This window comes from Pararobbsia alpina (genome assembly GCF_902859895.1).
GTDB lineage: Bacteria > Pseudomonadota > Gammaproteobacteria > Burkholderiales > Burkholderiaceae > Pararobbsia > Pararobbsia alpina.
In genome coordinates this window covers 264,052-276,935 of record NZ_CADIKM010000003.1, presented here as the reverse complement: position 1 = coordinate 276,935, position 12,884 = coordinate 264,052, and the positions used below count along the sequence as shown (strand labels likewise).

Genomic DNA, 12,884 nt, shown 5'->3' with positions numbered 1-12,884 from the left:
GCGTACTAAAAAGTATGCTATTTTAAGGTGTCAGCCTCGAACTCAATGAGACCGCACAATCGCGCCATGCGGCCGATACCGCTTGGCGGACACGAGCCGATTCTGGTTTACCGTTTAAGTTCAACAACTTGAAATGAAAAACGATTAGCGTACAATTTAGTATGCTAATTTAGCGAGGGTGGTATGGCGGATTGGCGTTTTTACGGACGGCGCAGCACGTTGGACCAACTGCGCGGGCTGCTGGAGCAGCCTCGGTGGTTCTTCTGCCGGATTCAGGGCCGCCGACGCATTGGCAAGACGACGCTGCTGCGCGAACTGGCGCGGGACGAGGAAGCGCTTGTCGAGCGCCTCGTCTACGTCCAGATTCCAGACTCCGACCAGATAGATGTCGCCAGCCAGTTCCGGCGCGCGCTGCAGGACAGTCTCTCGAATACCGTCCAGGCGCTGGCAAATGACGTGCACGACTTCGCGTCAATGGCGCGCGCAATCGCCACGATGAATCGCGCCGGCATCATCGTCGTTCTGGACGAATTCCAGTACTTCACTTCTCCACAGCTTGCCGCGTTCAACTCGTTCCTGCAGGCCGAGGTAGACGTCCTGCGTGAATCGAAGAGCGGCGGCCTCTTCGTGCTGGGCTCATTGCAATCCGAGATGAGCGCGCTGCTCGACGATAAGGCGGCTCCGCTGTACGGCAGACTGACCCACTCCTTTCGTCTCGACCACTGGGATTTCGAAGACCTGCTTGCCGTGTACAACGACCATGGCCTGGAAGACCCGTACGAGTGGCTCCTCTTGTGGACTTACTTTGAGGGCGTACCGAAGTTCTACAGAGATGCCCACGGACAAGGGCTTTTCGATGCTTTCTCCGACACGCTGCGCAACGAACTTCTTGTCCGCCTGTTCCTGAACGAAGGCAGCCCGCTCTCGGAAGAAGCGGACACCTCGTTCCTGCGCGAGATGAAAGGACAATTGCTCTCCATCCTGCACTTCGTGGCGGACCACCCGGGCACCGGCCACAACGAACTCGTAGCGAGCGTGCACTGGCCGACCGACACCGGCCGTTCATTGGGCGCACAGCTCAAGAAGCTGGTCGACAACTACGGGATGATTGACCGACGCCATCCTGTGTTCTCGGACAGTCGCAGCCGCAACGCCCGATACTACGTGACGGATAACTTCTTGCAGGCGTGGATTGCGGTTGTCCGGCCCGCGCGGGACGCGGCGCGAATGCAGCTTCGCGAGCGGGTGCTGGAAAAGGCAAAACCTCGTAGCGAAACGCTCGAGGGTTTTGCGTTTGAGAAGCTCATCCGGCAACTGCACGTCGAGTGTTCAAGAAAGGGCAAGGGCGACTTTCCCATCACTTCTATAGAGGTGGGCTTCTGGAACCGCGCTCGTTCAATCGAACGACTTGTCGAGATTGACGTCGTGGCATTGAACAGCGAGGATAAACGTGTGCGTTTTGGCTCCTGCAAACGAAGCGCGAGCGCGCACGACAACGGGGCGCTGGCCGCCTTCGAGAATCACATAGCGGGATTCATGTCGACCGTGGAGGGGCGTAAGCTCACCGGCTGGGAAGTCGAAAAGGTGCTATTTTCGCCGACATTTTCCAAGAAAGAGACACCCGGTCTCGAGAAGGCCGGATACCGCTGTCTTGATTTGAACGCGTACGCGCAGCTCTTCTGAGCGCGTCCCCGAACCACATCTGCACAACAGATTGAAAACGGTACGATTGGCGCCTGACCAGCGCCAGAAACAGGAAAGTCTCGCCCATACCCCTTGGGCTGGCGCACGGTTGTCGCCGCCCGCGAAATCCTGTACTTCTCTTTTACGCCGCAAGGTATAAAAAAGGGCACAGATTTTGGTCTGCGCCCTTCAATCAGCCTTGCCCCGCTTGGTTTCCCCTCAACACGTTGAGAAGTGAAGGGCTGGGAGCCGAGGCTATCTTTCGCTTCCTTTACATCTCGAACCGTGCAGCCGGCGATCGACCCTAATCGCCAGCCACCGGATCGCGGAGCGCAACCCGCGCGGTCCAGCCATCCCGCTTCTTAGAAGCGCGTACGCAGACCCGTCGTCAGAGCGAGCTGATTCGGCGTGGTCGATTGCGTTTCGCCGGTGATCGCAGCAACAGCGCGTTGGCCCGTCGAATCGACGCCGCTTGCGTGTTGATAGATACCCAGCAGGTACACGTCGGTGCGCTTGGACAGCAGGTAGTCGACGCCCAGGTTGAACTGGTTGTACGTTGCACCCGTTTCGATGCCGCTGACGGTCGTGATCGAGTTGCCCTTCGTGTAGTTGTACGAGAAGCCCCCGATAAGCGCGGGAGTGAACTGGTACTTCACGTTCGCTTCAACATCGTTGAACGAGGCGTCGGCGCCATTCTGGAACGTGTTCGTGGTTCCGTTCGGGTTGCCGCCGAGGTTGTTGAAGCGGACGTTCGAGTAGATCAGGCCGAGGGTGGCCGGACCGAACACGTAGTTGCCGCCCGCGGCGATGATCTGTTCGCCGCCTGCCGTCGAGAAGCCCGAGTAGGCCGTGTGCGTACTGCCGAAGTTGTTGACGGTCGACACTTGGCCCGGATTCATCGCGAAGAAGCCCGAGTTCGGATCCTTCGCGTACAGGTAGTCGGCGGCCAGCTTGACCGGGCCCATCGCGTAGCTCGCGCCGAGCGAGTACAGGCTGTTGCGTGTCACGTCACCCGCGACACCGCCGAGGCTGTACATGCCCGTGACCTTGAAGCCGGAGTAGGTCGCGCTCGTGTACTTGACCGCGTTGTTGATGCGGTTCAGGTTGCCGATGTTATCGATGTCGCCGGCATGCGAGGTCAGGTTACCCCACGTGCCGTAGGCAGCCAGCGGCTGGAGCAGGTCGACACCCGTGTCATATTGGCGACCGAGCGTGACCACACCGTATGTGGTGTTCGAAAGACCGACGAACGCTTGGCGACCGAACAGCGCGCCACCCTGGCCCGACGCACCGGTGTTGTAGCTGAAACCGCTTTCGAGCACGAAGATCGCGCTCGAGCCACCGCCAAGGTCTTCCTGGCCGCGCACGCCCCAACGGCTGCCCGACAGACCGGCCGTTGCGCCGTCTTGCATGGCGACGAGCGAATGACCGCCGGTCGCCGTCTTCGTGCTGTTCACGTAAGTCACGCCTGCATCGATCAGGCCGTACAGCGTAACGCTGCTTTGAGCTTGCGCAGCCGTGGCGGCAGTACCAAGGACAGCAAGCGTGATGAGCGATTTTTTCATTTGTTCAGTAATCTCAATGTATGGTTACAGCCGCTCGCGAATGCGCGAAGCACCCCTTTCGCGATAGCTGGCCGCAGATTACCAACCCAATCATGACAAATTATTTATATTTCACATCTGCACCTCCGCCTCGTAGCATCCGCACAACGACCGTTTTTTTCCTCTCAAAAAACTTGAAAGAAGTCACGAAAACGACATAGTTCGGCCGACTGTCGGAGAATTTTGCTTACATTCCCGTCAGGTTCGCGTTATCCGCGCCTAATCCACACGGTCTTTTCCGCCCCAAAACAGCACTCCCCGTTCGACATGTCCGACCTGAAATATCTGGGTGCCTACCCCGCCGTCCTGCAGGAGCAGGTGCGCGAACTGATCCGCGCGGACCGTCTCGGCGTGCACCTTGCAAAGCGCTATCCGGAACGCCACGCGATCCAGACAGACAAGGCGCTCTATGCCTATGCGAACGGCATCCGGCAGAGTTTCCTGCGCGTCGCGCCGGCGATCGACAAGGTGCTGTATGACAGCAAGCTCGATGTGCTGCATCACGCGCTCGGCCAGCATCGCGCAATCTCGCGTGTGCAAGGCGGCAAGCTGACGGCCAAGAAGGAGATCCGGATCGCCTCGTTGTTCAAGGACGCACCGCCCGAATTCCTCGAAATGATCGTGATCCACGAGCTCGCCCATCTCAAGGAGCGCGAGCACAACAAAGCGTTCTACCGGCTCTGCGAATATATGCAGCCAGGGTACGCGCAATTCGAATTCGACTTGCGGCTTTACCTCACGCACCTCGATCTGAGCCGAGGCTAGTTGCACTTCGGGATACCGGCTGCGCCAGGGATTTGCCAGGGATTTGCCAGGGATTTGCCAGGGATGCGCCGGCGCCAGCGACGGCCTGCGCGCCTCCTTGCCGGATCCGGATTCAACCGGAACCGCAAGCACGCGGCGAGCGCTAGACGAAGAAGCGCTCCTGCATCTCTTCGAGCGCGAGTGTCTGCAGGATCTCATGCATGCGATCGGCCGGGCGCTTGCGCGGCAAGTCCTTGAACGTCGCGATGATCAGTTCGTTCTTCATCGAATGCTCCCAGCCGACGAGCTCGGTCACGCTGACCTGGTAGCCGTGGGCTTCGAGTTGCAGGCAGCGCAGCACATTGGTGATCTGGCTGCCGAACTCGCGTGTGTGCAGCGGATGTCGCCACAATTCGGTAAGCGCGCTCTTGCCGAGCGCCTGCCCTTTGTTCTTGCGCAGCACGGAAGCGACCTCCGCCTGGCAGCACGGCACCAGCACGATGAACTTCGCTTTTTTCTTCAGCGCGAAATGGATCGCATCGTCGGTGGCCGTATTGCACGCGTGCAGGGCGGTCACGACATCGACCGTCTGCGGCAGTTGCGCCGATTCGGTCGCCTCGGCGACCGACAGGTTCAGGAACGACATGCCCTGAAAATCGAGCCGTTCGGCGAGCTCCTGCGACTTGCGCACGAGTTCGTCGCGCGTCTCGATGCCGTAGATGTGCGGCGCCGGCTCGCCTGGCTTGAAATCGAGCCCCTTGAAGAACAGATCGTAGAGGATGAAACCCAGATACGACTTGCCCGCGCCGTGATCGACCAGCGTGAGGTCCGGATGATCGGCGCGGATTTCCGCCAGCAACGGCTCGATGAACTGGTAGAGGTGATAGACCTGCTTGAGCTTGCGACGGCTGTCCTGGTTCATTTTCCCGTCGCGCGTCAGGATATGGAGTTCCTTCAGCAGCTCGACCGACTGGCCTGGCTTGATCTCGGGGGGCGTCGACATGATAGGGCCTCGGTGCCGGCGGCCTGGCGACGGCCGGCGCGCCGTTTGATTCAGTCCGGCAGCGGTCCGCGGCAACGAAACTTGCCGGAACGCGGGGGGCCGGGCGCCGATGATAGCAAGTTCCCGGGCCGGGTGCCGGAGCCCCGCACCGCTTACAGGTAAAATGCGCGCTCGACTGCCGTTTCGCAGCCGGCGCGCGCCGTTCCGGGCCCGCCCGGGCGCCCCGCGGCACGCCCCATGCTCAACGTTATCGACGGCTTAGATGTCACTCTCAGAAGTTCAACGGCGGCGCACCTTCGCGGTGATTTCGCACCCTGACGCGGGGAAAACCACCCTGACCGAAAAGCTCCTGCTGTTTTCGGGCGCGATTCATATCGCGGGTACCGTCAAGGGCCGCAAGAGCAACCGCTATGCGACCTCCGACTGGATGGAGATCGAAAAGCAGCGCGGCATCTCGGTCGCGAGCTCGGTCATGCAGTTCGAGTATCGCGACGCGGTGATCAACCTGCTCGATACCCCGGGGCATCAGGACTTCTCCGAGGATACCTATCGCGTGCTCACAGCGGTCGACGCGGCGGTCATGGTGATCGACGGCGCGAACGGCGTCGAGGAGCAGACGCTCAAGCTGCTCGAAGTCTGCCGCAGCCGCCGCACGCCGATCGTCACTTTCATCAACAAGCTCGACCGCGAAGTGCGCGAGCCGCTCGACCTGATCGACGAAATCGAACAGCATCTGGGCGTCGCGGCCATTCCGTTCACCTGGCCGATCGGGATGGGCAAGGACTTCCAGGGCGTCTACGACATCGCGGCCGACCAGGTCCGGGTGTTCCGCCCGGGCGACAGCACGCTCGGCGGCGCCGTCCAGACGCTCCAGGGCCTGACCGACGAGGATGGCATCAAGCGCTTCGGCGATGCCTGGCGCAAGGCGAAGGAGGAAGTCGACCTGATCACCGGCGCGACGCCGAAGTTCGATCGCGCGGCGTTCCTCGAAGGCAGCCAGTCGCCTGTGCTGTTCGGGTCGGCCATCAACAATTTCGGCGTCAAGGAGATCCTCGACTCGCTGATCGACCTCGCGCCGCCGCCGTCGAGCCGCATGACCGCGCAGCGTGCGGTGTCGCCCGACGAGGCCAAGTTCTCCGGCATGGTGTTCAAGGTGCAGGCCAATATGGACCTTGCGCACCGCGACCGCGTCGCGTTCATCCGGGTCTGCTCAGGGCACTTCGAGCGCGGCATGGCACTGCGCGTGACGCGCTCGGGCAAGACTTTCCGCGCGAACAACGTGGTGACCTTCCTGTCGCAGCGCCGCGAGACGGTTTCGGACGCCTACCCCGGCGACATCATCGGCATCCCCAACCACGGCACCCTGAGTCTCGGCGACAGCCTGTCCGAGGGCGAGCCGCTGCAGTTTCTCGGGCTGCCCTTCTTCGCACCCGAAATTTTCCAGACGGTCGAGGCGAAGGACCCGATGCGCGCCAAGCAGCTCGGTGAAGCACTCAAGCAGCTGGGCGATGAAGGCGCGATTCAGGTCTTCAAGCCGATGATGGGGGGCATGACGGTGCTCGGCGCGGTCGGCGCACTGCAGTTCGAAGTGGTCGCACACCGGCTCTCGAACGAGTACAAGGTCGACGTGCGTATGGGGCCCGCGCGCTTCCGGCTCTCGCGCTGGATCACCGCCGAGGATCCACTGCGCCTGAAGAAGTTTGTCGACTTCTACAGCGACCGCCTCGCGACCGACGCGTCGGAGGCCCCGACCTTCCTCGCCGGCCATGTCGCGGAAATCATGGCGGCCAAGGAAGCGTGGCCGGACATCACCTTCAACGAACTGCGCGAGCATTCGGGCGCGCCGTTTTCCAAGAGCAGATAAAAAAACGAGAGGCAGGGGGATGCCCCCTGACTCGAGTGCGATCTTCAGCCGGGTGTCGCGGCAGGCGCTTTGCTCGCGTTCGCCCCATCCGCCTCGGCCTGTTCGGCAGCCAGGCGGTCGTATTCGACGCGATAACGATCGATGAGCGCCTCGTTCTCGTGTTGGGACGGATGAAAACCCGGCTTGAACCATGCAAACCAATGGGGAATCAACCGTCTGAGCGGGCCGGGCGAAATGAACTGGCAATAGAGAAGATGCAGCCACCCGCGCCAGTCGCCCTGCCGACCGTCGGCCTTGACGAGCGCCCAGGTGAACGCCCACACCTGCGAAATGAAGATTGGCGTGATCAGCAGCATCGCGCGGCACCGATAGAAATACCGCTGCACTGGCTTATCGCGCACCAGCGAATACAGGTCGAAGGCGACCGAGCGATGCTCGCCTTCCTCGAGCGTATGCCAGCGCCAGATCCGCGCCATCTGCGGATCGGCCCCGGCGAGGTTGTCCGGATGGCGCAGCAGTTGGTCGGCAAGCATCGCGGTGAAATGTTCGAGCACGACGGTCATGCCTAGCAAGCCCGCCTTGCTCAGCTTCGCACGTGCGCGGTCATGCCGGTAGGTGATGTATTTCTCGAGCGCTTCTACCGGCATGCCTTGCGCGGCGAGGCGTGTGTTGTATTCGATGTGTTCGCGCCGGTGCATCGCTTCCTGGCCGATAAAGGCCACGATCTCGGCTTCGAGCTTCGGATTGCCCTCGGCCTTGTCACGCCAGTAGCGCACGGATTCGATAAAGAATCGCTCGCCCTCGGGGAACATGATCGACAGCGCATCGTAGAAGCGGGTGCGGTGACAATCCCCGTCGAGCCAGTATCGGTCGAACTGATCGGACGCCATCCTGAAGCGAATGTCGCGCCGCTTGAATGCACGTGTGATACGCATCGCACTCCCCGCTCGATAGCTGATTAGTCATTGTTATCGGGCCGCGCCGTCCGGCTCGCGGCGTCGGTCCCACGCAGCCAGTCGACATCGACAGTTCCTGGCGCCCAAGGAGCGTAGAGGGCCAGGTTCGTTCCGTCAAGGCACGGGCTTCGAGACGGCTCCCCCGAATGATCGAAGAACCCTGCACGGCTATCTGCGTCATCTTCACGGCCTCGTACCCCGTTTCGATAAATTCGCGGCCGTCCGTCTCCAGCAACGACGGCACCCGGGTCCGGCCGCGCCGCGCTCAGGTGGCCGCACTCAGGTGCCCGCAGCCTTGCCTGCAAGCGCCTCGTTGAGCAGGCCCGCGAGCCGGATGCCCGCGCGCGACAGTTGGAGCGCCACGGCTTCGGCCGCGTGGTGGGTATAGTTGTTCGTGAGGCGGTGGATGCGCCTTCGCCCAGGCTTGCGCAGCCGGCCGTACGCATCTTTCTTCGCGACCCGGTACGCCTCCCAGGGCCAGGCCCAGGCCTGCGGATCGCGAATCGACCATTCGACGATGTCGGCATCGCGAATCCGAGCCAAGAGCAGCTCGGCGATCGCGCGGGCGTCGACGCCCCGCGCATCCGGCCCCACCCTGCCAGACCTTTCGACGCGTTCGGCGACAAGCCGTAACGCGTCTCGTGCGGCAGGTCGTTGGGGGCGGGCTTCAGTGTGAACTTCACGGTGAGCTTGCGCGGCCCCTTCGGCCAGCCGCGTCGCAAGCCCTTCGACAAATACCGTGTCCCAGTAGTGATGCAGCGAACCCGTGCGCAGTCCGGGCAAGGACACGCGCCGGTCGTTGCCGCCCGCGTCGCCGTCGTTGCTTGCATGCAGGGGCTGGTGGACGTCGCCGACCAAGTGGAGAAGAAACTGCAGCGCACGTAGCCGGGCGCGATGGGATAGGCCTGGGTCGGCCAGGGCGTGCCGGAACTGCAGGATCTTGTCGACCACGCATGCGTGCGCCGGTCCGGAAGCGGGATTCTGCCCTTCGCGCAAAGGGGGCCGACCGTAACATGCGGCCGTCAGATCAGGCGCGTGCAGATCGAGATCGACGAAATGCCAGCGGCGAGTGTGCTGATAGCGGGCGCCCCGGCCCCGCGAATCCCGGTACCGGTCCGCCCAGTTCGCCTGGTCGGCGATATCGTCGGGATCGGCAAGGCCCGAAGTGTCGGACGCCAGCAGGCGTTCAACCTCCCGCCGCACGGCGGGTTGCAGGTGCTGTTCGGCGATCAGGGCAATGACCGCATGGCCTGTCGCGCCCCAGCCGAAGGCCGCGCCCGGCAACACCCCGAGGAGGAGCACCGCGCCATACGCGATCAGGCGTCCGATCCGCTCCAGCCCCCGATCGCGGCAAGCGCACGGGACAGCCTGCGCCGGGACCGACGGCAGCGCCCCGTCGACCTGACGGGAGGACGGACGGGTTCGATCGAACACGGGGGATCCAGGGCAAAGAGGAAATGCCCCACGATGAACGCCGCCGCGCGTTCGCGCTTGCCGAATTCGAGCACGCTCCAGGCCGCCGAGAGCCGGAATCGCCGTCTGCGGCGATGCGCGCACCCGGCCAAGCGACCCTTTGGCGACCCGTATTCATCGCGCGGCCCCTACCTCGCGCACAAGCGCACAAGTCCGGCCCGCTTGCTTCGGAGCGGTATCGGCGCGTGACGCGAGATCAATCGTGCCCGCCGCTGTTGCGAATTTCTGAATAGTGATTACCGGATTTGCCCATTTATCCGAACCCGTCCGCGCGAGACAATGCGGTCCACAGATCATAATCAATAGCAATAGGGTGTCGCCATGAGTGCCTGCACATACTGCCCGCTTCCGCGTGAAGCCGGTCCTTCGACCGGTGCCAAGTCCAGAAACGAATCTGCCAGCCAGTCGGCGCACGTGCGCCGGCCCGAGCCGCAACCCCACGTTGCCGACTCGCACGGCGGAACGTTCCCGTCCCGGTTGATGCTCGGCGTCACCGCAACGCTGGTGGTCGCCTTTCTCGGAATCTTCAGCGCGATCATGCTCGACAATAGCGTCAAGGGCATGTCGTTCGCGACCGAACCGGCCGGCGTCTCGACCGACGGTGCGCTGCCCGCCGCGGAAGCCATCGCCAACTGGCTCGATTCCGACCCCGTCGCACAGAATGCCGCGCGCACCGTGCTGGTCACGTACGCCCGCTGATCTTTTGACCGCCTTACAAAAGCGGAACCGAAACGGGCGTCACTTTCCAGATCTTGTCCGCGTATTCCTGGATCGACCGGTCTGATGAGAATTTGCCGGAACGCGCGACATTGAGAATCGACATGCGCGTCCAGCGCGCCGTATCGCGATACGCGCGATCGACTTCGAGCTGGCAATCCGAATACGACGCATAGTCCGCCGCCAGCATATACGTGTCGTGCCACAGCAGGCCGTCGATGATCGGCTTGAACAGTTCAGTATCCCCGCGCGAGAACAAGCCATTGCGGATCAGCTCGACGACCGCATGGAGTTCCGGATTCGCCTCGATCACCTCGCGCGGATCGTAGCCCGCCCGCCGGCGCTCCTCGACCTGCGCAGCCGTCATCCCGAACGTGAAGAAGTTGTCGCTGCCGACTTCCTCGCAGATTTCGATGTTCGCCCCGTCCATCGTGCCGATCGTCAAGGCGCCGTTCATCGCGAACTTCATATTGCCCGTGCCTGACGCTTCCTTACCTGCGAGTGAGATCTGCTCCGACAGGTCGGCGCCGGGATAGATGCGCTGGCCCGTCGTCACGCTGAAGTTCGGCATGAAGACGACCTTGAGCCGCCCGCGCACCTCGGGATCGTAGTTGATCACGTCTCCAATCGCGGTGATCAGCCTGATCATGAGCTTCGCGATGGCATAGCCGGGCGCCGCCTTGCCGCTGAAGATGAATGTACGCGGCAGAACCTCGGCATTCGGATCGGACTTGAGCCGGTGATACATCGCGATGATCTGCAGGACGGCCAAATGCTGGCGCTTGTATTCGTGGATGCGCTTGACCTGCACGTCGAACATCGATTCCGGATCGACCTCGATCCCCGTACGCTGCACGATCAGATCGGCCAGCTGACGCTTGTTGTCGAGCTTGATCGCGCGCCAGCGCTCGGCGAACGCCGCGTCGTCGGCGTGGCGTTCGAGCCTGCGCAACTGATCGAGCTCTTTCGCCCAGCCGTCGCCGATCGTCTCGCGAAACAGTTCGCACAGGCGAGGATTCGCGAGCGCGAGCCAGCGCCGCGGTGTCACACCATTCGTGATCGAGTGGAATTTCTGCGGCGACAGCGCGTAGAAGTCCGCGAGCACATCCTTCTTGAGCAGGTCGGAATGCAGGGTCGCGACGCCGTTCACCGCATGGCTTCCGACTGTCGCTAGATGCGCCATGCGCACATAGCGCTCACCCGTTTCGTCGATCAGCGACAGCGCGCGCACCCTGGCCTCGTCGCCGAGGAACGCGACGCGCACATCGTGGAGAAAGCGCTCGTTGATCTCGAAGATCAGTTCGAGATGGCGTGGCAGCAGGCGTCTGAACAAGTCGAGCGGCCAGCGTTCGAGCGCTTCAGGCAGCAGCGTGTGATTGGTATAACCGAAGGTCTGTGTCGTGATCGACCAGGCGTCGTTCCACGGCAGCAGGTAGTCGTCGACGAGGATGCGCATGAGTTCGGCGACACCGATCGCCGGATGCGTATCGTTGAGCTGCACCGCGAATTTCTCGTGGAAGCGCTCGATCGAGCCGCCCTGCCCCTTGAGAATCCGGATCATGTCGTGCAATGAGCATGCGACGAAGAAGTATTGCTGCTCGAGGCGCAACTCCTTGCCCTGCGGCGTCTCGTCGTTCGGATAGAGGATCTTCGTCAGGTTCTCGGAGGTCACCTTCTTGTTGACCGCGCCGAGATAGTCGCCTCGATTGAACACCTCGAAGTCGAACGACTGCGTTGCTTCGGCGCTCCAGAGACGCAAGGTATTGGCCGTGTTCACGCGATAACCGGGAATCGGCGAATCGAAGGGCACGCCGACCACCGTCTTCGCGGGCACCCAACGTACGCGATGTCGATCCTCCGTGTCGGTATAGGTCTCGGTGAAGCCGCCGATCTTGACCTCGACCGACCATTCGGGCCGCCGGATCTCCCACGGATTGCCGTACCGCAGCCAGTTGTCGGTGTTCTCGACCTGCCAGCCATCGACGATGGTCTGGTAAAAAATGCCGTGCTCGTAGCGGATGCCATAACCGAGCGCGGGCAATTCGAGTGTCGCGAGCGAATCGATGAAGCAGGCCGCGAGCCGGCCAAGGCCGCCGTTGCCGAGGCCCGGTTCGGCCTCCTGGTCGAGCAGATCGGTGAGATCGAGGCCGAGCTCGCCCACGGCCTGCCGGACTTCATCGAGAATCCCGAGATTGATCAGCGTGTTGCCAAGCGAGGGACCCATCAGGAACTCAGCTGACAAATAGCTGACAGTGCGGGAAACCTGACCGGTATAGGCCGTCGCGGTGCTGACCCAGCGGTAGAGCAGCCGGTCGCGCACCGTATAGGCAAGCGCCTGATAGTAGTCCTTGTGGGTGGCGACCTGCAGGAACTTGCCTTGCGTATAGAACAGGTTGTCGATAAACGCGCGCTTGAAGGAGTCCTTGCTAAGGGACGTGCGGTCGCTGGCGTGCAAGAGGTCTGCCGACAGTTCGGTAGGGCTCATCGAGGGGCTCCTGCGAAGAGGGACATCGGGGACGAAGTATCTATCCTATCTCGACACTCGAATTCCGTCGCAGTCGCGACCGTTCAAACACCGGGACCCGCAATTGCTTGGGCACGTAAGGATTTTTTCGTCAAAGCGTCAATCGATCCTGCAACACTTGTAACGCTGGTCAACGCCGGACCCGGCTCGCGCGTCAATCGGCACAAGGAGCATCGTCGCGTTCGGCTCCCCGGCGGTTCGTCGCGAATGGTCTGAGCAGAATGTCCGCACTTGGCAAGAACGCCATATTGACGCGGTCTTTCCGTTCGCGTGTTGCGTGTCGGCCGCGGTTGGGCCGTGCGCAGGCGACACATTG

General features: G+C 62.2%; 9 protein-coding genes. 4 read left to right on the top strand and 5 right to left on the bottom strand.

The window, feature by feature from the left end:
- Positions 1-183: 183 nt before the first annotated feature.
- Positions 184-1,683 carry an ATP-binding protein gene (locus HV670_RS05280; RefSeq protein ID WP_175103580.1) on the top strand — a complete coding sequence of 500 codons (1,500 nt, stop codon included), beginning with the start codon at positions 184-186 and terminating at the stop codon, positions 1,681-1,683.
- Between the two features lie 362 nt (positions 1,684-2,045).
- Here the strand turns inward: HV670_RS05280 and HV670_RS05275 are convergent, their stop codons facing one another.
- On the bottom strand, positions 2,046-3,248 hold the full coding sequence (locus HV670_RS05275) for a porin (protein WP_175103579.1): 1,203 nt from the start codon (positions 3,246-3,248) through the stop codon (positions 2,046-2,048).
- Between the two features lie 306 nt (positions 3,249-3,554).
- Here HV670_RS05275 and HV670_RS05270 point away from each other — a divergent pair, with 306 nt between their 5' ends.
- On the top strand, positions 3,555-4,052 hold the full coding sequence (locus tag HV670_RS05270; protein ID WP_175103578.1) for a M48 metallopeptidase family protein: 498 nt from the start codon (positions 3,555-3,557) through the stop codon (positions 4,050-4,052).
- A gap of 142 nt (positions 4,053-4,194) precedes the next feature.
- On the opposite strand, the gene HV670_RS05265 is transcribed toward HV670_RS05270, so the two are convergent.
- Entirely contained in the window at positions 4,195-5,034 is an 840-nt protein-coding gene (locus tag HV670_RS05265; protein WP_175103577.1) for a class I SAM-dependent methyltransferase, read from the bottom strand.
- A 262-nt stretch (positions 5,035-5,296) separates the two neighbouring features.
- Here HV670_RS05265 and HV670_RS05260 point away from each other — a divergent pair, with 262 nt between their 5' ends.
- Positions 5,297-6,898 carry a peptide chain release factor 3 gene (locus HV670_RS05260; RefSeq protein ID WP_175103576.1) on the top strand — a complete coding sequence of 534 codons (1,602 nt, stop codon included), beginning with the start codon at positions 5,297-5,299 and terminating at the stop codon, positions 6,896-6,898.
- A 44-nt stretch (positions 6,899-6,942) separates the two neighbouring features.
- On the opposite strand, the gene HV670_RS05255 is transcribed toward HV670_RS05260, so the two are convergent.
- Both HV670_RS05255 and HV670_RS05250 read right to left on the bottom strand, forming a co-directional pair.
- Positions 6,943-7,833: a metal-dependent hydrolase gene (locus HV670_RS05255; RefSeq protein WP_175103575.1), complete on the bottom strand. Its 891-nt coding sequence runs from the start codon at positions 7,831-7,833 to the stop codon at positions 6,943-6,945.
- A 300-nt stretch (positions 7,834-8,133) separates the two neighbouring features.
- The gene (locus tag HV670_RS05250) at positions 8,134-9,288 is read right to left on the bottom strand and encodes a S1/P1 nuclease (protein WP_175103574.1); all 1,155 of its coding nucleotides are present in this window, start codon (positions 9,286-9,288) and stop codon (positions 8,134-8,136) included.
- A 360-nt stretch (positions 9,289-9,648) separates the two neighbouring features.
- On the opposite strand from HV670_RS05250, the gene HV670_RS05245 reads away from it, so the two are divergent.
- On the top strand, positions 9,649-10,026 hold the full coding sequence (locus HV670_RS05245) for a hypothetical protein (protein WP_175103573.1): 378 nt from the start codon (positions 9,649-9,651) through the stop codon (positions 10,024-10,026).
- 13 nt (positions 10,027-10,039) lie between these two features.
- On the opposite strand, the gene HV670_RS05240 is transcribed toward HV670_RS05245, so the two are convergent.
- The gene (locus HV670_RS05240) at positions 10,040-12,529 is read right to left on the bottom strand and encodes a glycogen/starch/alpha-glucan phosphorylase (RefSeq protein WP_175103572.1); all 2,490 of its coding nucleotides are present in this window, start codon (positions 12,527-12,529) and stop codon (positions 10,040-10,042) included.
- Positions 12,530-12,884: the final 355 nt, after the last annotated feature.